This is a genomic window from Sphingobacterium sp. CZ-UAM (assembly GCF_002000245.1).
Classification (GTDB): domain Bacteria; phylum Bacteroidota; class Bacteroidia; order Sphingobacteriales; family Sphingobacteriaceae; genus Sphingobacterium.
Map to the genome: position 1 here is coordinate 64,976 of NZ_MTCM01000009.1, position 20,311 is coordinate 85,286.

Sequence of the window (20,311 nt, forward strand, 5' to 3'; positions counted from 1 at the left end):
ATGCAGTGGGCATGAATGTTGTACTTTTCCACATTATGTTGATAACTGTGTTGATAAACTGTTTAAAAGGAAATGTCCTGTTATTAACAGTACTTATTAACATTATGTTGATAACCCTTCTTTTTCTTTGCCTTCTTGCTTTTGTTCAGCCAAATAATATAACCCGTGAGAGGTAAGGAAGCACAAAAAAGACTGGCGATAAAAGCGATAATCTTTGTTCCCATGCCGCCAATACTACCTGTATGGATATCATAATTGAGCGATCCAAGTTTATCTCCGAATCGCAAGTCGTCACCGGTTTTGATCTGTTTTAAATTAGCTTGTTTTCGGTCAAAATATAGCCAGTCAAAGATACCGCTCCGTTTTTCGTACCTTCTGATCTGGATATCTATTTCTGGTTCGGTCTCTTTTTTCAGTCGGATGGAAAGCATTTCGGCCTGCGGATAATTTTTGAGGCTATAGTGCAGTGCATTGTCCTGAAATTTTTCATAAGTCAAAGGGATCGGTGTCGGGACAGGTAGCTTTGTAGATGTCGCTTCCTGTTGAAAAAGATTAAATGTAGCGACATAGGACTTTTTAAAAGTAGGGAATGCAAAGGCCAGGCCCGTCACAGCAAAGGCTAGTCCAAACAATAGACTATAGAAGCCAATGACATTGTGCAGATCGTGGTTTAGTCGCTTCCATTTCACTTTCGTATCCAGCCAAAAGCTCCTGCGCAAATGTTTGCCTTTCCATTTTTTCGGCCACCACAATACGATCCCGCTCAATAGAATGACCATAAATAGCGCTGTAGACCAACTTACCAAGGCATGTCCGTATTTTTTTCCCAGCAACAAGTTAAGATGGAGTTGTAAGACCAGTTGGAAAAACTCTGTCTTTGTATTTTCAACCTGTTGTACCTTTCCTGTATAGGGATTAATAAATACCCTTTTATAATAGCGAAAGTAATTCCAATGGCCGAAGGCTGTTTCATCTGTTTTCATGGCACGAAATACCCAGGTACGATCTTTTGCCGGATAGAGGTCTATACGGGAGATTTTTTGTCCCTCCTCCAGACTTTGCTGTGCATTGTTCAGTAAGGTACTTAAAGGAAGTGGGGGCGAGGCGCTATGAACAGGGGCTGTGAAATACTTTTCAGGATAAGCCCATAGTTTGAGCTCATCCTGGAAGGTGTATATACATCCTGTTATACTTAAAATAAATACTATAATGCCAGTGATTATCCCGAGCCATTTATGCAGCCAAAGTATGCTAGATTTGAGCATTTAAAATTTATAATTGATATTAAAGGAAGCCATCATTCCCTGGCCTTTGACGTAATCCTCATTTAGCGCGCGGTACTGACTGACGACAGGGTAATAATTTTTATTGAACAGGTTTTCGATACCCAGTCCCAATGACCATTGTCTATTGATTTGGTAATTACCGTTTAGATTGAATAAATCGACAGATTTAACCGGCCCCTCACTGTTTTTGTAAATACCTTTTTCGTTTGGCATAAAACGGTCGCGGGAGCCGGTATGCACCCAAAACAATTGAAAGGTCAATGGCTTTATTGGTGTATAATAGATGTATCCCGTTGCTTTAATCGGAGCAATGCGTGATCCATTAAGGTAGGACTTTGTGCCGTCTTCTTTCTTCGATTTTCCCTCAACATAGGCATATGTCCCACCTATTGTGAGTTGAGGGCTGATATTTGCGCTTAAGGCCACTTCATATCCATAGACATCTTCGGGAAGTCGTTGTGGCATCAGATAACCACCAATGTCTACCAGTTCCACGCCCATTTTTGAGGTACTATAGTAATAGGAAGCAGATAGTTGGAAAATACTGTAGTTGCTGGAAAACCCGATTTCATAATTATTGGTAATGATGGGATCCGTTTTCAGACTGTCCAAGTCGTTGTCGGTCGCCCTGCGCACGATACGTCCGAGTTCGTTGATTGCAAAACCCTGTGAAAAGCTTATAAAGGGATTGAAGAATGCATATTTATTGTAACGAAGGCCGGCATTGAACGTGGCTCCTTTATACGGTATTTCACCGCCTTTGACAGCAATACTACCTTCATTATTCGGCCCTGTAGCAATGGTGTTGAAATCTTTGATTTTGACGGTTGCATTTTCATAACGGACGCCACCTTTGAAAATTAAATTTTCGAGGAAATCAATCTTTACTTGTGCGTAAGGCGCTACATTGAGCATATTCATATAAGGGATATACACCCTGCCGTCCGTCAGGTTTTGATCCGTGACATCATTCAGGAGATCAAGTCCATAAGTGACATCTGCATTGGAACCGAATACTTGAAAAGGCGTGTTGAGGTTGATACGTAATCCTTTTTTCTCGGAGTTGATCTGTGTTTGACCAGGACCATACCATGCCGATGCTTTTTCGACATAACGATTCATGGATCGAAAGGTATTGTAATAGGCCGAAGCAACGAGGGAGGTGGAGGCAAATAGATTATTTTTGGTATACGTCAGCATCGCATTGTGGTTGTACGGTGTGCCGGCAGGTTTGCCGGGGTCATCCCCTTTTACCCCGATAGTGGGGGATTGTCCATAGATACCCGTTTGGTTGATATACCGGTTGTGCTGGTTGCTGCGATAAAAGTTATATACAGCGGATAGATTGGAACTGCTATCAATCGTATAACCGAGCTTGAGGAATGCATTGTATTGATAGGTATTTGAAAGACCATCGGCCTGGCCGAGTGCTACCCCATCGCCATCGCGTTGGAGTCCTACATAGTCTACTGATCCACTAAGGGTGTAGTCCCAGCTGTTTTTTCGGCCGTACAATGTTTGGGCAGCACGATAACCCAGTGTTCCGGCACTGTTGATTGGATTGAAGGTTGTCCGCAGGCTGGTAATTCCTTGCATGGGGGCTGAATCTTTTGCCGGATTGCGTGTGATGTAGTTGATAATCCCACCCGCGGAGCCATTTCCATAGATGGAGGTAGCTCCTTTGATAACTTCTACCCGTTCAATGACACTTGGATCAATGGTGCGCAGATCGCGTTGGCCGTTCATTAATGGTGTGGATTGTGGAATACCGTCTATTAAAACCAGTACTGATCGTCCCCGTAAGGTCTGACCCGAATTAGTCGCTTTATTGGTCGCTGTCCCCAACCCAGGAATTGTATTGCCAAGTATTGTGGAAAGATTGGTACTGATCTGGCTTTGTGCCTCGATCTCCTTTGTAGTTAAGATCGATACAGAGGAGGGAACTGTCGATATGCTTTCGGCCTTACGACCGGCGGTGACAATGATTTCGTCTAAAGTCTGTATTGCGTTTAACTGAAATAAGAGCGGGCCGCTGAGTGTATCTAAACGCACTGTTTTTTCAAGAGGAGAAAAACCGGTATAGGAAACACGAAATTGAAGCGGAGTGTCCGTTGGTACTTTACTGAGCTGAAATTGCCCGCGCTGATCAGAGTATCCGATGTTTTTTCCATTGAGTTTGATATTAGCCTGAGCGACGGGTTTATTTTCTGTATTTTTTACAAGGAGAGCGAATTCTTGTGCATGTAACTGCGTCCCGGGGAGGACGAGGGTTGCTGCTGCGAACATCATATAGCGTGTTCTTTCTTTCATGGTAGTTTATTTAGATCAAATATAAATTGATGCAAATATAGAATATTTATACTTTTTCGGCTTAAAAAAGAGCGCTTTTTTATCCAATTTTTTTGATCTATTTTGATTACTCTCGCAAAATCCATATTGACAAGGCGAAAAGCCTTGCGGAGTGTCTTTGTTGATGGCTAACAATTTTAAGAATATGTTGAGCTGATGTTTTTTATACCAATGGCAAGAATAGAAAAATACATATTTTGTTTACGATTTATTGATATAGGATAGCTATTTTAGCAATTGATATTTCCATAATTAAATAGGTAGATGACTGCTTCAGATCACAATGGTTTACGGTTGAAAACGATTTCTGTATTTCTAATATTATTTTTTTTTGGTTTCTTAGATAGCCGTGCTTTTGCCCAAAGTAAACACTGGCTGAATTTTGAATCCGCAGAAGCGATGCGTGCATACTTTAAGTATGCTGAAGGAAAGAAAATTATAAGCGGTCACCGCGGGACGATAGAAGATGGTCTTCCTGAAAATTCGATAGCGGCATTTGAAGCCGTGTTACGTAAAACTCCAGCAATTTTTGAAATAGATCCTCGCTATACGAAAGATAGTGTTGCGGTATTGCTGCATGATGCAAACTTGGAGCGGGTGACCAACGGGATCGGTCGGGTATCGGATTATACCTGGACTGAATTGCGTAAACTTCGTCTGAAAGACCATGCAGGAAATATTACTAAATATCCTATAAATACCCTAGATGAAGTTATTGAATGGGCGAAAGGGAAAACCATTTTAAATCTTGATAAGAAAGATCTACCGCTGTCGGCAACCGCAGCTATATTGCGAAAGCATAATGCGTATAGTTGGGTTTGGGTAACTGTACATAACGTTGAGCAGGCAGCCTACTATTTGGCTCAACATCCGGATCAGTATATGTCCATGCATATCAAAGATCAGTCTGCCTTAGCTAAATTTAAAGATTCGGGATTGCCTTATGACCGAATGATTGTCTACATAGGGCCTGAGCTGAAAGAGTCGAATACGGAAATGTACCACTTTTTTAATGCAAAGGGAGTCATGTGCATGATCTCCTCGGCGTCTACTTACGATAAGCTCCCAGAAAAGGATGAGCGTCAGAAAAAATATCGGGCGATATTCGTCCAGGGTGCCTCTATTCTCGAATCTGATTTACCAATGGAGGTGGCAGATGCCATTGATTAATCCAATTCGACGTTATCAGCCAGAAAATTAAAATATTTTGGTGATTCCTCTTCAAAAATTTCCTTTCCTTCCATCATATAGGCGCGAAGAAGGTATTCTTGTGCAGATTCGGTATTAGCTGTTTCCAGGTAACACTGTCCTAATCGTAGCATGATAAAAGGATTTTCATAGGCATTTTCGATGATATTGCCTTTGGCATTTTCAAAGTGTAGAAGGGCATTTTCAAAATCGTCCTGCAAGAAATATGCATCACCTATCGATGCTTCTAGCCAGAGGCTTTCGGGGTGGACGTTTTGTGGAGCAGGGACGAGATTGAGCGCTTCTGTCCATACCCTGATCGCTTCAGGAAAATTCTCTTCATCACAATAGGCATTTCCTTCTTCACTCAGTTGGTCGATTTTATCTAATGTTTGATCATCCATGGCATTCTTTCTTAATGGTCTTCTACGAAGTTAGGAAATAATTGAAAAAAAAAACACCTGAAATCTTAAACTTCAGGTGTTCAAAGGGGTAGAAAATACTTTTTTATTTATTCCACCATACTTTGGTGTTGATCACATCATCTCCTTGTTGTGCAAGGGCTGCTTGATAATTTGCTTTATTGGTACTTTGCTCTTTCAATGGATATATCAAACGACTTGGTATGGCATCACCAACTTCGGGATTAAAGGTGTAGGTGACCGGTTTGCCGTCTATAGTTCCGCTCCAGGTAATATCTCCTTTTTTGATAAGAAATAATGGATAGCCGGTTCTCCTAATCTCAGACCAGGCTTCGATACTCTGATTGAAAAGTGCCAGATATTTTTGAGAAAGTATATTTTCTTTGCTGGCTGGAGGAAGTTTGCTAATATAGCTATTAATATCTTCTTGCGATACCCCCCACTTTTCTAGCGAAGCGCGAGTTCCTTTCTCATAATTAGTTTGATCCCAATTGTTATTTTCTGCAAAGAGGAATGCTACTTCAGCGTATTCCAGAAGAACTTCGCCATAGTCAGCCGCGTTGATGGCGTCACTTGGTAAAGATATTTTATCCACAGGGAATAGATTTCCGGCGGCTAAAGGAAGCCCATACGGCTGGCCGAAATAGGCATTTCCTGAGGATGTTGGTTTTGCGAATTTAGACAAGCGAGGATCTGCAATTTTAAAGGGGCCACGTGTACCCTGCAGGACTTCTATAAGTACATTTGAAACGGCGAAATCTTTTCGGTTGGCTGTCACTGTAGCCCGGAATAGTGGTGCTTCGTTGGGTGGAGTTTTAGAATATTTAAATACAGCATTATCGCTGTTAGCGGTAAATACGCCTTTCTTTATCGCATCGGCAATATGCGTTGCTGCCAATGCAGCATCTTTTGCCTTAATGCGATTGGCTATCCGTAACCGTAGTGAATTGGCAAATTTTGCCCAGCTGGCATTGGATCCCTTATAGATAATATCAGCGGTGCCAAATGTGGTTGCTGTTGTATATTTCGTTAGGGTATCAGCCGCTTGTTGCAGTTCGTTTAGAATATCTTTATAGATTTTTTCCTGACTTGCATATTTAGGCGTTAAGTTGTCTGGGTCCTGTTGCAGGGCTTCAAAATCAGCATCTTTATTGCCATAGGACTCATAGGGAATATTACCAAAGACATCGGTTAATGACTGAAAAGCATAAGATTTAAGAATTCTCACAATAGCAATCTGATTAGCGTTGGTGCCAGCTGTTCCTGCTGCTGCGATCGCTTTGGTGCTTTCATTTGTATTGAGTTTGATAATATCATTTAAGTTGTTCAATGCTTTGTAAGTTGCCGTCCAGTAGTTGTCGGAATAACTCGTCGGTATTTGATAACGTGATTGATCAGTGTAAATATTTTGGGCAAAATATTGTGAAAATAATTGCGCTCCACGTAAACTGACCTCTTCGCTTCGTAAGGCATTAAGCAATTGCTTTTCGGCAGTTACCAAGATTGTCGGTGTTGTAACGGTGGCAGGGCGATTAGGGTCGGTATTAATATCAGCAAACTTGGACTTGGAACAAGAAGATGCAACAAGGGAAATACCGATTACTGTTGTATATAGTATATTTAATATTTTCATTTTTTTAAAATTTAAGATTCACATTAAAACCATAGGTAACAGGTAATGGAATAGCACCGCCTTCGATACCCTGTACGTTACCGCCACTGGAGGTGAATTCAGGATCAATGTATTTACTCTTGGTATAGATATTCCAAAGGTTACGGCCATAAACATTAACACCAATATTTTTAATGACCTTGGTATTGACTAATTTGAAATTATAGCCCAGTGTTACTTCTCTCAGTTTAACATAAGTGGCATCAAAAATGGAAAATGCAGTCGGACCATTGTATTCATTTCGCGCCCATTGCTGTGCAGTGATATTTGTTGTATTTTGTACAGTATTTTTCACTTCGTAAGTTCCGTCACTATGAAAGGTGACATCTCCTTTGACCCCGTCAAGGACAACTCCGGTTTCACGAATATTATTGGCCGCGGTTTTGTCCAGAATACCAGAATACATGCCGACTTTATAAGTTTGGGAGAAGAAGTTGCCACCGACACGACCTGAGACCAAAAATCCCAAGCTAAAGTTCTTGTAGCGGAAGCTATTTTGAAAACCAAAGGTGAAATCAGGAAGAATAGATCCCAGGGGTACCAATTGGGAGGTTTTCATGTAAGTTCCATCCGCCTGAACAACGCGTTGTCCATCTGCCGCATATACAAAGTCATAGCCTAAAAATTGTCCATAGGACTCGCCTTCACGTGCGACTAATTCAACTAACGAATTACTTAGACTCAATGTATTTACCTGATCGTCTAATTTGATCACTTTGTTTTTGTTTTTGGCCCAGTTTATTGTAGCGTCCCAAGTAAAGTTTTCATTTTTGATAGGCGTACCATTAAGAACAATTTCGAGACCTTTGTTATTAATTTTTCCAGCATTGAATACTTTGCTTGCGTATCCAAAAGACGAGGAAACAGGAACAGGAAGGATTTGATTTCTAGAATTATTGTTGTAGTAGGTTATATCAAATCCTAAGCGATTTTTGAACAATTGCACGTTCAGACCTGTTTCCCAAGAACTGGTGATTTCAGGTTTTAAATTAGCATTTGGTTTAATACTCGGGAGGCCATATGAAGCTTGCCCTTCATACGATTGCTCGGGTTCATAGACCTTATACAGTTGATAAGGATCTGTGTCATTCCCGACTTGGGCCCATCCTAAGCGTATTTTTCCGAAACTTAGCCAATCTAATTGTTTGAATGCTTCTAATTGACTAAAGACAAAACTACCTGTTAGGGAAGGATATATAAAAGAGTTGTTATCTGTTGGTAATGTTGAAGACCAGTCATTACGCACTGTTCCATCTAAGTAAAGCAAATCATTATATCCTAAAGAAAAGCTTCCATAAACAGATGCAATGCGTCTGTGATATTTAAAGTTGTCAATTTTGACTGCATTGGCATTTTTTAGATTGTAATAATTTGGAATAATTAGACCTCCTTGTGTAATAGCATAATCTTGCTTGCGCTGCTGGTCACGAAGATTGGCTCCGATATTTCCAATAAGTGAGAATTTATCCCAGCTTTTTTTTGCTGTAGCTAAAAATTCATAATTATATTCGTTCAGTTTATTGCTTGTCTCTTCATATTGTGAAGTGCTGCGAGAATATACAGCGATACGGTCCTGAGATTGGAACGAATAAATGTCGCCATGTACTTTAGCTCCTAAAGAAAGCCAGCTATTCAAGTCATATTGTAAGCCAATATTTCCATAAAAGCGGTCTCTATTATCTTCCATATAAGACTCGTAAGCAGACCAATAGGGGTTATCGATAAAGCGCGTTGCTTCTGCTGTAGGTGTATTTTGCCATCCAGTACGGTTCCATGCTAATGGAGTTCCATCCTCACGTTTGTAATTTTCCAATATCTTATAATCCACTTGTACTGCTCCCCATTGAAACGCCTCGAGAATAATATTTCTATTGGATGCACCTGTCCATGGACGGCCTACGGATGCGTTACGGATATAGTTGAAATTAGAATTGATTTTCAATTTGCCCAGCTGTGTTCCTCCGGAAAAGTTAAACGTATTACGACCTAAACTAGAATTCGGAGTTGTTCCTTTTACATTTTTGTTCGTGTAGGAAAATCGGTAATTTGTATTTCCACTATTGCCGGCGATAGCAAAATTATTGGTATTGGCTACGCCAGTCCGAAAGAAATAACTGACATCATTTTTGGGATAAAGCCAAGGTGAAGGTTTGAGGTAATTTGCCGCGTCTTCGGGATTGAGATTATACCACTGGAGGACAGGTGTTCCATCCAATTTTGGCCCCCAGCTTTCATCTGCAGCATAATCTACGATTTTGTACTCTGTACCATTGATATTTTGCGTTTGGAAAGCAGTAGAGTAACCCTGACCGTATAAATGTTGTCTTTTTGGAAGTCGGACAATATTCTCAAAATCAACACCAGTGTTTAAAGAAATATCTATCTTTTCCCCCTTTGATGCACGCTTTGTGGTAATTAATATAACACCATTAGCGGCTCTCGAACCATACAAGGCAGCAGCCGACGGACCTTTTAATACGGAGATGTTATCGATATCGTCAGGATTGATATCTTGTATCATATTACCGACGTCTTTGCCTGCGCTTCCGTTTATGGTAGATGACGAGTTTAAATCGGTGTTATCAATTGGAGTACCATCAACAACATACAACGGTTGGTTATTTCCCGCAATTGAATTGATACCCCGAAGCAAAACATGGTTGGATCCGCCCATATTTCCTCCTGAAGTAGTCACTTGAAGACCTGCTACTTTTCCAGAAAGTGCACTAAGGGCATTCGTAGGACGTGTTTGAAGTTCAACAGATTTGACTTCTTGGACTGCATATCCTAAAGATTTCTTTTCGCGCGAAATACCCAGGGCGGTTACAACAACTTCATCCAATTGGGAACTCGTAGGAGAAAGTTGAATTGTGGTAAGTCCGCTGGGATTGGTTTGGACAGTTTTGGAATCAAAACCAATATATTGAACTTGGATACTGATAGAATTACCATTTGATGGCAATTCAAATAGGCCATTTGCATCCGTTTGTACCTGTTTTTTACTTGTTATCTCTGTAATCGTTGCACCCTGAATGGGGGCGTTGTTGTTGTCGACTACTTTTCCTTTTATGGTGGATTGTGCGTAGAGCGTGCCCGTGCTTATGCAAAGCGCTGCCAGTACGACAAAATCTATGTTGTTTTTTGCCATATTAATTTGGTAATAATAATGAGTGGATCTTTGTGTTTGTGGTTATAGGAGATTGTTTGGATTTATCTGAAAAACATCTCCTAGAAGCATTCGTTTTACAGGTATATGTATTGCACTGATTTTCATGTGTTAAAAAATGTTAATGCAAATATATAAAATCCACCTGATAACTATACTTTATTTTTTATTTTTTTGTAATTCTTTGGTCAGAATGCTCAGAATAAACATCTTGGCCAGTGAGATGGTTATAGTAAATGCAATGGAATAGAGACTAAATAGTTTTACAGCAAAGTAAATTCATTGGCTTGATGGAATTACTCCTATTGAATACTTACAAGGCACCGTTGTCGTATAGATACAGTATAGATTAAGTATTCATGAAGTATCACTATGGGTATATAAGTTGATGCATATGCCGTACTTTCTTGTTGCTGCACAACTGTTTATTTTATAAGGTCGAGACTAGGAATAATCAACGAACAATACAGCGGAAGAGGGAATTTCCTTGTGGATTAATAAGTATGAAGGCTTGAAATAACACAGGGTATCTCGTTTATGGATACCCTGTGTTTCTTTTATCAGTCAATGTCTACCTTATAAATTGTTTCAGCTTCTTTATCATCAAATTGCCGGATTTGTTTCATAAGTTTCTGTTTCATTCGGGTAACTATACGTTGATAGGTGGGATCTTTATAAACATTTTGAAGTTCATTCGGATCTTTTTGGAGGTCGAAGAGTTCCCAGCTTTCGACACGTTTATAATATCGGATCAGCTTGTAGCGATCATCTTTGACACCGAAATGGGGGCTCACCGCATGTTCTCCATTTTCAAAATAATGATAATATAGATCCTTGCGATGTTCTTCTTTTGTGTTTTTTAGTACATGAACGAATGATTTTCCCTGCATATCACTAGGCTTTTTGATCTTTGCCAACTCGAGGAGAGTGGGCGCTATATCTGCGTTCACCAACTTTGCCCCGATTGTTGTTGCGGGTTTAATCAACGGAGGATAACGCATTAACATGGGGGTACGGAATGACTCTTCATACATCCAGCGCTTATCAAACCAACCATGTTCGCCCATATAGAAGCCCTGATCCGAAAGATAGATCACGATGGTATTTTGGACGAGTGATTTCTGATCCAGATAGTCCAATACTTTGCCTATGTTGCGATCCATTGACTGTGCGGTATTGAGATAATCGATCATATAACGTCTAAACTTCCACTCCGCAAGCTGTTTTCCGGTCAATTTACTGTTTCTGAGCTGTTCGTAGATTGGCCGATAATAGGCAATATAGCGATCTTTTTGCTCTTGGTTCATTCGTTTGAAATTTCCATCGTTCATCATATCTTCCAATGAGTTGAACATCTTGAGGTCATAGGCCATCTTCATATCTTTGTCAATGGACATTTCCTGTAAAGCGGCAGCTTGTCTGCTTTGATAATTATCGTAAAATGTTGATGGAATAGTAAAATTCATCGAATCATAGGCGCCAAAATCCTTGGGGTCGGGCATCCATGTACGATGAGTAGCTTTATGGCCGATGACCAGGCAGAAGGGTTTACTGGAATCTAGCGTATCCAGCCAATTGATCGATTTTTCCGTCACAATATCCGAAACATACCCTTCCGTGCGCTTGCGCCCTTGTTTGCTGATGAAATCTGGATTGAAGTAGGTGCCTTGCCCCACGAGAATATCATAATAATTGAACCCTTGAAGCTTTTCTCCCAAATGAATCTTGCCGACCCAGGCTGTTTGATAACCCACTTGTTGTAACTGTTTGACAAATAAATCTTGATTGAAGTCAAATTCGGAAGTTTCATTGTCCTTAAATCCATTCTTGTGGCTATACTTGCCCGTCAACAGTGTGGCTCTGGCAGGACCACAAATGGAGTTGTTCACATAGGCATGGTTGAAAATTGCCCCTTCAGTCGCAATACGGTCAATGTGTGGCGTTTTGGCATAAGTTGATCCATAGGCGCTAATGGTCTGATAGGCGTGGTCATCAGATATAATAATGATGATGTTGGGCCTTTTCTGCGCTGAAGAATATTTATATAATGACAGCGTAATTAATGCGAATAAGAGTGTCTTCAGTTTCACTAACAGATCTATTAAGGTTAGGGTTAAATTATAAAGTTAATGATTATTATGTGTTACATAAAATAGTTTAAAGGGAAAGTTATAGCACATGAAAAAGTTTGTTGACATTTTACCCTTATTTCCAAAAGATAAAAATAAGTGTAGTTATCCAACAGATTTCTTATATAAAAAAAGTCTTTGATAGTGATTATCCAGATGCTTACGCATCGCATTGCGAAAGACCTCAGCGTTGCCAACTTTTAATATATCTACTAATCCACGATGGGAGATAAAACTTTTTGATTCGCTAGGACTGGTTAATAAGCCACTAATGTGTACATATTGAAAAACAGGTAATAACATGTTTTGGAAATCTTTGAGAATAGTATTACCAGTTATTTCGTAAAGTTTTCCATGGAAGGCAACTTCTGTTTCAATATCAAAAATTGTATTGTCTGAATTAACAGGCTCTTTTGCGACAATAGCTTCCAGTTCTTCGATATCTTTTTCCTCTATATGTTCAAATAATATATCTGCCATACCGACTTCCAATACCATACGCATCTCAAAAAGATCTTGTAAGGTCTTATTTTCCATAATTGTCGGGTAGAGTGATTTCCGCAAAGGTTTTATAAGATCAGGGCTTGTAAGTACTGCGCCTCGATGTTTCTTTGATTCAACTAAGCCCACCATGCGTAATCTCAACATCGCCTCACGAACAACCGTACGGCTTACACCAAGTGTTTCTGCTAATTCTATTTCTTTGGGTAATGCATCCCCAACCTTCAGCCCTTGATTGACAAACAGATTGATGATTTCTTTTTCTGCACGGTCTACCAATGAAGAGGTATCGAGGGTATTAAGATGTTCTATTAACGAAGAGTTTGATTCCATATATATTCCCATGGCGCATTGGACGCCTTTAGACAAAGATAATTAATAAAAGTTAATAATATGTTATACATAAGTTTATAAAAATTTGTTTTTAATATTTTTTAATCTATATATTTGTATATATGTAATACTTAATACAAAACCAATATGTGTTCAAACCTAAAATTACGATCTCTTTTAGCCTTGTCTATATTGACAGGTAATCTGCTTCTGGCACAAGCCCAAGACCACGCGGTAAAGGGGAGAATTACCGATGCAAAGACTGGGGAACTTTTGGGGCAAGTCACAGTCAGAGTCAAAGGATCAGGTCAATCCTTACAAACAAATGCCGATGGAACGTTCACTGTGAGTACAAGTCCGAACACGGTTCTGGTCATCACATCGACAGGATACAAGCCTTTTGAAGTGAAAGTCGGACAGACAAATTTATTGGACATAAAATTAGAACCCAGTACAGAGCAGATGGACGAAGTCGTCGTGGTGGGCTATGGTAAAATAAAAAAATCCAATTTGACCGGTTCCGTAAGTAGGCTCGACAAGAAGGTGCTAGAGACTGGCGTTCGTTCCAATCCTGCCGCTGCTTTAGCAGGTACCGTACCCGGTATCAGGGTGCAACAAACTTCCGGAAGACCCGGGGCTGTTCCTAAGATTGTCTTACGTGGTGGGACAGATTATGATGGTAGCGGTACTCCTTTGGTTATCGTCGATGGTATCATCAGGGATGGATTTAATGATATCAACCAAAATGACATAGAATCAATAGATGTGCTCAAAGATGCCTCGGCTACTGCCATCTATGGCGCAAGAGCTTCTAATGGTGTAATTCTTATCACAACAAAACGTGGAAAAGAAGGCGTGTCCAATATCGTTGTTCAGTCGAAAATCGGTATCAATAAATTGAATAATCCTTTTAATTTCCTAAACGCCAAAGATTATTTATACTGGTCAAGAAAAGGGGTGCAAACTTCTGGAATCTACCAGCCAAATCAGTTGAATCAGTTGTCAGCTGTGGGGCCTTTTGGAACAGGCAACAAGTTTAAGGATGACCAGGGAAATTATCTTGATGGTAATGTCAGCAGTAACGCTGTGTGGAGCACCATGTATCTGGATGATAGTAATCGTGAATTGCTGCAGCAGGGATGGCAGACAATGAATGATCCCATAACAGGTAAAGAATTGATTTTTAAAGATTTTGATTATGAAGATTATGCATTACGGAATAATAGTCTAACGCAGGATTACAATGTTGCTTTACAGGGGGGAACACAAAAGGGAAGTTACTATGCCAGTGTAGGAAAATATAATGAGAAAGGATTGCCCATCAATACTTTTTATGACAGGACCACCTTTGTTTTAAATGGCGACTACAAAATTAAACCTTGGTTGCAATCTAATTCGAATGTGAATTTCTCCTATACCAAATGGCGAGATGCAATCAATGGCGAAGGAAATTATATGACGAGAGCCTTGGGGGCGCCACCAACGATGCGCGGTACTAATATGACTGGGGACCTGCTGGTGGGACGTGATTGGCAGGATGGTAATCCGCTCGTCAATGATGACAAATTTATTCGCAAGAATATCAATCAAAAACTAACCTTGGGACAGGCTTTCACAATAGATTTTTTGGATAATCTGAGCTTAAGGGTCAGCGGCAACTGGTTTTTTAACCAAGAAACAAATGAGTCGTTTAACCGCGATTATCTGGCAAGCCCTGGGAATTACGTTAGAACCCGTAATTCGGGCGCATCTTATTACAAAAACTTTAATCAAACCTACAATGCCGTATTGAACTACAATACAAGCATTGGTGAAGACCACCATATCAACGCGATGTTGGGTTCTGAATTTTTTGATTCCTATCGCACAAGTTTCTCCGCTTCGGGGACTGGCGCACCCACAGATGATTTTATGGATTTGGGATTGACCAGTCCGGACGCGAATAAGCGAAGCATTGATTCTTATCATGATCGTCAGCGTATCACCTCTTTTTTTGGCCGTGTCAATTACGATTATCAACAAAAATACCTGATGACATTAACCGCTCGCCGCGATGGATATTCCACCCTTTTGAATAACCGCTGGGGAACATTTCCGGGAATTTCTGTCGGCTGGAATTTGCATAATGAAGAATTTCTTAAAGATTATATAGGTTCGGGCAACTCCATCAATACGTTGAAATTAAAAGCGAGCTATGGTGAAAATGGGAATGTCGATGCTGTATTCAAAGGCCAGACTACAAGAGATTCGTATATTTTACAAGGCGCTTATGGAAGTTCAAAATACGATGGTGCAGTAGGTTATACAATGACATCTTTGTCCATTCCTAATCTGAAATGGGAAAGCTTGAAGACGAAAGAGATTGGTTTGGAGACCAGATTGTTTAACCGCTTGGATCTGAGCTTAGCCTATTACCATAGAACAACAAAGGATAAAATTGCGACATTGACCCTGCCGCAATCGGCAGGTTTCCGGACAATTCGGACCAATAATGGAGATATGTCCAACCAAGGTGTTGAGGTGGATTTAAATTACCAAATACTACGCAACAAAGATTGGAATTTGAGCTTTAACTGGAATACTGCGTATAATAAAAATAAAGTACTAAAACTTCCTTACAATGGTGTGGCTAATAATCGTCAGGGAGGAATCCAGGTTTACGATCCCGGTTCAAAGGAATTGATTTGGGTAGGTGGAACCCAGGAAGGTCAAGATCCGAACGTTGCTTATGCTTACGAAGCCGTTGGAATCATCCGGACCCAAGCAGATTTAGACCGGTATGCTGGTCAATTGAAAGATTTGATCGGAGCGAGAACACTGGTTCACCCGGATGCCTTTAATGGGCTACCAGAGGATCAGAAGAAATTGTATTATCCGCTCGCTTTGGGCGATGTCATGTGGAAAGATGTCAATGGCGATGGAATAATCAATTCGTATGACCGTGTATATATGGGAAATACTGTTCCACGTTGGACGGGTGGTTTTGGAACAACATTAAACTATAAGGACTTTAGCCTATATACAAGACTGGATTATGCACTGGGTTTTGTCGCTTATGATGGGCCTAGAGCCTGGTTTTTGGGCATGATGCAAGGTACCTTTAATACAACCGATGCAGTTTTCGATACCTGGACTGCGGAAAACCCAAATGCTAAATATCCAACCTACTATTGGGCAGATCAGCTATTTAAGAACAATACCAGCCGTGAGAGCAGTATGTTTTACAATAAAGGGGATTATCTGGCATTACGTGAGATTTCTTTGGGATACAAACTGCCGAATGCAATTGCCCAGAGAATCAAAATGGAGGGCATGCGCATTTCACTGACAGGTCAAAATCTTCATTATTGGACAAAGAATACTTTGTTCTCAGCTGAAAGCGGTAGAGTAGAGCAAAACAGTGGTGGATATCCTCTCCCTAAGACGTTTATTTTTAACCTTCAATTAACCTTTTAATCGTTAAATTATGAAAAAGATATTTGTTTATTGCTGTGTAATCATTGCGGTTTTTACATCTTGCAAAGAAATTGATCTGGAAATTACGCCGGAAGACTATTTTGCAAGTGGAAGTTTCTGGAAAAATAATGACCAGGTTGCTGGAGCGATGTTGGGGCTACATAGTCAATTACGTAGCCAACAGCAGAACTTATGGAGCCTGGGCGAACTGCGGGCTGGAACATTACGGGATGGTACCAGTTTTACCGGAACCGCATCCCTGAACTCTGCGGGGATAATTACACAAGATATTCGGGAAAGCGCACCAGGCATAACCGGATGGGCGGGCTTGTACGGCACCATATTCCAGGTCAACAATTTTATCTACCAGGTTGAGAAAGCGGATTATTTGACCGATGCTCAAAAAGGGTATTACTTGGGGCAGGCTTATGGGCTGCGGGCATTTTACTATTTTTATCTGTTCAGAACCTTTGGACGGGTACCATTAGTGACGGAACCTCAAGCTGCGGTAAATACGCCAACTTCCGCCGACCAGGCCTATAAAGCGAGAACTGATACCGAAAAAGAGACTTTTGATTTTATCAAATCAGAGATAGATAAATCTGAGAAATCATTTTCGGGAAATTATGAGACAAAAAATCAGAAAGCGCAATGGTCCTTGGCCGCAACAAAAATGTTAAAAACGGAGGTTTATCTGTGGTCTGCAAAAGTGAACATAGATGGACAATCTCCCAAAAATACCAACGCAGATTTGCAGTTGGCGAAAGCTGCCGTAGAAGAAGTAATTCCCAAATATAATCTGGTCAATAATTTTGCTGAGCAGTTTAAGTCCGCCAGCATGCCAACGATGAAGGGGAATACGGAAATGATTTTTGTCATCCGCTATTTAAATGGTGAGGCTACTTCCTTTTTTAATAACTTTATTTATGCCGCCAGTGATGATATTACCGGGTACATGGACGATAATGGCCAAGTGATTCCTAAAGATCCACTGCAAACGGGATCTACGGGATTGATCCGCTACGAGTATAAAATGGATTTGTACCGATTATTTGAAAAAGGGGATACCAGAGCCAATGCTAGTTTTTTAAACTTTAATAAGGGAAACACATCCGCTGTTGTCTTTAGAAAGTTCCTGGGTACCTTAATTGATGGGGTACGTAACTATTCGGATGACTATCCTATTTATCGTGCGGCAGAAGCGTATTTATTATTGGCAGAGATCAAGAATAAATTGGGTGAGGATCCTACCGCCGAAATTATGGCTGTTCGAAACCGTGCGTATGGTGGGCAAGCTCCATTGTTTCACAATGGAAGCTTTGAAGCTAACGAGATCGCGATTCTCTACGAGCGTACAAAGGAGTTTGTGTCCGAAGGTAAGCGATGGTTTGATTTAAGGAGAATGCAGGATGGAAATGGCTTGCCACTGGTGTTTCGTAAAAATCTGAATTTGGTCGGAGTTTTGGATAACAATGATGCACAAAAACATAAAATTTTGTGGCCGATCGATTTACAGACTTTGACAGAAGATCCCCAATTAAATGATCAGCAAAACCCTGGATATAAAGGAACTTAAACCAATAATGGCCTATCTCAATTTTAAACATGTAAATTGAAAGAAGGTATTTTTCAACTATTCACATAAATTATCATATGCTAAATCAAAAAATATCGGGATTAATTGCGGCGCCATTTACTCCTTTTGACGAAAACGGTGAACTGAATCTCGAGTTGATTCCATCCTATTATGAAATGCTAAAGAGAAATAGGGTGTCGGGTGCCTTTATTTGTGGCTCGACCGGAGAGGGCGTATCGCTGACATTTGATGAAAAAGTCGCGGTGATGACGGCTTGGGCCAAACTGACAAAGAAAGACCCGGCATTTACATTAATGATGCTCTTAGGGGGAACAAACATCAAAGAATGTCAACAATTGGCAAAACTTGCGGAGCAGGCAGGCGTAGATGTCGTGTCTTTTACTTCACCGTCATATTTTAAACCTGCAAATGTAGATCAGTTGGCAAAGTGCTGTATAGAAATCGCCCGTGCTGCACCCAATACAGCTTTCTATTATTATCATATTCCCGTATTGACAGGTGGAAATTTTCAAATGATCGACCTATTGAAAAAAGTGGATGGCGTAATACCCAATTTCAGGGGAATTAAATATACACATGAAGATTTCATGGACTTTCTGAGCTGTATGAATTACGCTAATCGAAAATACGATATGCTTTGGGGGAGAGATGAAAATATGCTGTCCGCCTTGGTATTGGGTAATACTGGCGCTGTAGGGAGTACTTATAATTATGCAGCTCCTTTATACCTGGACTTGATCGAAGCGTATAATGAAGGGGATTTTGAAAAGGCCAATTCCTTACAGCAGCAATCAATTGATATGATCAGATTGTTAGGTAAGTATGGCGGTATTTCGGTAGGAAAGGCATATATGAAATTAATCGGTTTAAATTGTGGCGAATTTCGCTTGCCCGTAAAAAATATGTCTGCCGAACAATTTGAAGTTTTTAAAACGGATGTGGACAAGGTTGGTTTTCAGGAGTTTTGTGTGCATTAATACAAATAAGAATTTCATCATGGGAATATAGGTTTCCCATGATGAAATTACAAGGAATAGCTAACGAGATATTCGAGAATGAATAATTATGACGAAACAAAATTGGATGGGAATCTTCGTGGGAATACTGTTTGCAAGTAGTGTTAATGGACAGGTAGGCCGTTTGGAATGGCATAATTCTATTGAATTGCCGATGATGCAAAATGGGAAGCCTTCCATTGGGGTTGCTGGTCCAATTGTCGGTCTCACTAACGGTTATTTACTCATTGGCGGAGGAGCTAATTTTCCGGATTTACCGCCTTGGGAAGGCGGTGTGAAAAAGATCCAAAAGGAGGTGTTTGTTTATTCAAGAGATGGCGAGGCACTTCATCTGGTGGCACGAGATACGATTGCGGAGGCTGTTGCGTATGGTGGAAATTTGAGCTTGCCTAACGGGCTGTTTGTTATTGGTGGTGAAGCGGAAGAAGGGAAGACAAGTGCTTGTCGCATGATTCAATACGATAGTTATACCAAGAAAATAACAGCTTTGAGGTATCCAGATCTTCCGTTTCAATTATCCAATATGGGGGCGACACACATCGGGAATAAACTCTTTGTTGTGGGCGGTGAATGTCAAGACGGTGTTTCAGACCAGGTATTGCAACTTGATCTGGAGAATCTTGCCCAAGGATGGATACGGGTCGGATCACTACCTTACGCAGTCTCACATTTACAATTGCTTACGGACAAATCCAATAATCTAATCGCCGTAGGAGGAAGGAAGGCTAACAAGGATGCTGTCTCTACATTGTATCAAGAGGTACTGAAATCTTCGGATGGTGGGAGGCACTGGGAAAAGCTAACAGAGATCCCTTTTAAGGCCGCAGCTGCTGTTGCCTGTATTTTGCCGGACGATGGATTATGGCTGCTAAGCGCAGACCGTGGAACTACTTTTCATCGTGTTGAGACTTTAATCTTTGAAGCCAAGCACGCATCTGATCGACAGGAAGCAAAGCGGTTGACCCAGGCTAAAAATCAACTGCAGCGAAATCACCCCGGATTTGGACGGGAGATCTGGCGTTATGATCTGTGCTATGAAAAATGGAAGAAGACCGGGGAGCTTCCTTCCAGTGCTCCGGTGACAACAACAGCTGTTGTATGGGATGATATGATTGTCTTACCGAGTGGTGAAGTTAAAGCTGGTGTTCGATCCCCAAAGATTTTACTGGCTAATTTTTTCGAGAAATAGGATAAAA

General features: G+C 40.6%; 12 protein-coding genes. 5 read left to right on the forward strand and 7 right to left on the reverse strand.

Features of this window, described 5'->3' with window-relative positions; translation table 11 throughout:
* Window positions 1-83 precede the first annotated feature (83 nt).
* Complete coding sequence (locus BWD42_RS22805) at window positions 84-1,265, reverse strand: PepSY-associated TM helix domain-containing protein (protein WP_077438723.1); 1,182 nt, start codon at window positions 1,263-1,265, stop codon at window positions 84-86.
* Window positions 1,266-3,596: a TonB-dependent receptor gene (locus BWD42_RS22810; protein ID WP_077438724.1), complete on the reverse strand. Its 2,331-nt coding sequence runs from the start codon at window positions 3,594-3,596 to the stop codon at window positions 1,266-1,268. It lies immediately after the preceding gene.
* Between the two features lie 303 nt (window positions 3,597-3,899).
* Here BWD42_RS22810 and BWD42_RS22815 point away from each other — a divergent pair, with 303 nt between their 5' ends.
* Window positions 3,900-4,805: a glycerophosphodiester phosphodiesterase family protein gene (locus BWD42_RS22815; protein ID WP_077438725.1), complete on the forward strand. Its 906-nt coding sequence runs from the start codon at window positions 3,900-3,902 to the stop codon at window positions 4,803-4,805.
* Here the strand turns inward: BWD42_RS22815 and BWD42_RS22820 are convergent.
* The 5 genes from BWD42_RS22820 to BWD42_RS22840 all read right to left on the reverse strand — a co-directional run bounded on the left by BWD42_RS22820 (window position 4,802) and on the right by BWD42_RS22840 (window position 13,046).
* Window positions 4,802-5,227 carry a tetratricopeptide repeat protein gene (locus BWD42_RS22820; protein WP_077438726.1) on the reverse strand — a complete coding sequence of 142 codons (426 nt, stop codon included), beginning with the start codon at window positions 5,225-5,227 and terminating at the stop codon, window positions 4,802-4,804. The two genes, BWD42_RS22815 and BWD42_RS22820, sit on opposite strands and share 4 nt — an antisense overlap.
* A gap of 103 nt (window positions 5,228-5,330) precedes the next feature.
* On the reverse strand, window positions 5,331-6,878 hold the full coding sequence (locus BWD42_RS22825; protein WP_077438727.1) for a SusD/RagB family nutrient-binding outer membrane lipoprotein: 1,548 nt from the start codon (window positions 6,876-6,878) through the stop codon (window positions 5,331-5,333).
* Window positions 6,879-6,882: 4 nt separating this feature from the next.
* A complete protein-coding gene (locus BWD42_RS22830; RefSeq protein ID WP_077438728.1) occupies window positions 6,883-10,065 on the reverse strand; it encodes a SusC/RagA family TonB-linked outer membrane protein in 3,183 nt (1,060 codons plus the stop codon).
* A 578-nt stretch (window positions 10,066-10,643) separates the two neighbouring features.
* On the reverse strand, window positions 10,644-12,173 hold the full coding sequence (locus BWD42_RS22835) for a sulfatase (protein ID WP_077438729.1): 1,530 nt from the start codon (window positions 12,171-12,173) through the stop codon (window positions 10,644-10,646).
* Window positions 12,174-12,317: 144 nt separating this feature from the next.
* Window positions 12,318-13,046, reverse strand: coding sequence for a FadR/GntR family transcriptional regulator (locus BWD42_RS22840; RefSeq protein ID WP_077438786.1), 729 nt, complete (start codon window positions 13,044-13,046; stop codon window positions 12,318-12,320).
* A gap of 147 nt (window positions 13,047-13,193) precedes the next feature.
* On the opposite strand from BWD42_RS22840, the gene BWD42_RS22845 reads away from it, so the two are divergent.
* The 4 genes from BWD42_RS22845 (at window position 13,194) to BWD42_RS22860 (ending at window position 20,304) form a co-directional block, all read left to right on the forward strand.
* Window positions 13,194-16,502, forward strand: a complete 3,309-nt coding sequence (locus BWD42_RS22845) for a SusC/RagA family TonB-linked outer membrane protein (RefSeq protein WP_077438730.1) — start codon at window positions 13,194-13,196, stop codon at window positions 16,500-16,502.
* Window positions 16,503-16,512: 10 nt separating this feature from the next.
* Window positions 16,513-18,078, forward strand: a complete 1,566-nt coding sequence (locus BWD42_RS22850; RefSeq protein ID WP_077438731.1) for a RagB/SusD family nutrient uptake outer membrane protein — start codon at window positions 16,513-16,515, stop codon at window positions 18,076-18,078.
* 77 nt (window positions 18,079-18,155) lie between these two features.
* Window positions 18,156-19,076: a dihydrodipicolinate synthase family protein gene (locus BWD42_RS22855; protein ID WP_077438732.1), complete on the forward strand. Its 921-nt coding sequence runs from the start codon at window positions 18,156-18,158 to the stop codon at window positions 19,074-19,076.
* A gap of 88 nt (window positions 19,077-19,164) precedes the next feature.
* The gene (locus BWD42_RS22860) at window positions 19,165-20,304 is read left to right on the forward strand and encodes a hypothetical protein (protein ID WP_139351264.1); all 1,140 of its coding nucleotides are present in this window, start codon (window positions 19,165-19,167) and stop codon (window positions 20,302-20,304) included.
* Window positions 20,305-20,311: the final 7 nt, after the last annotated feature.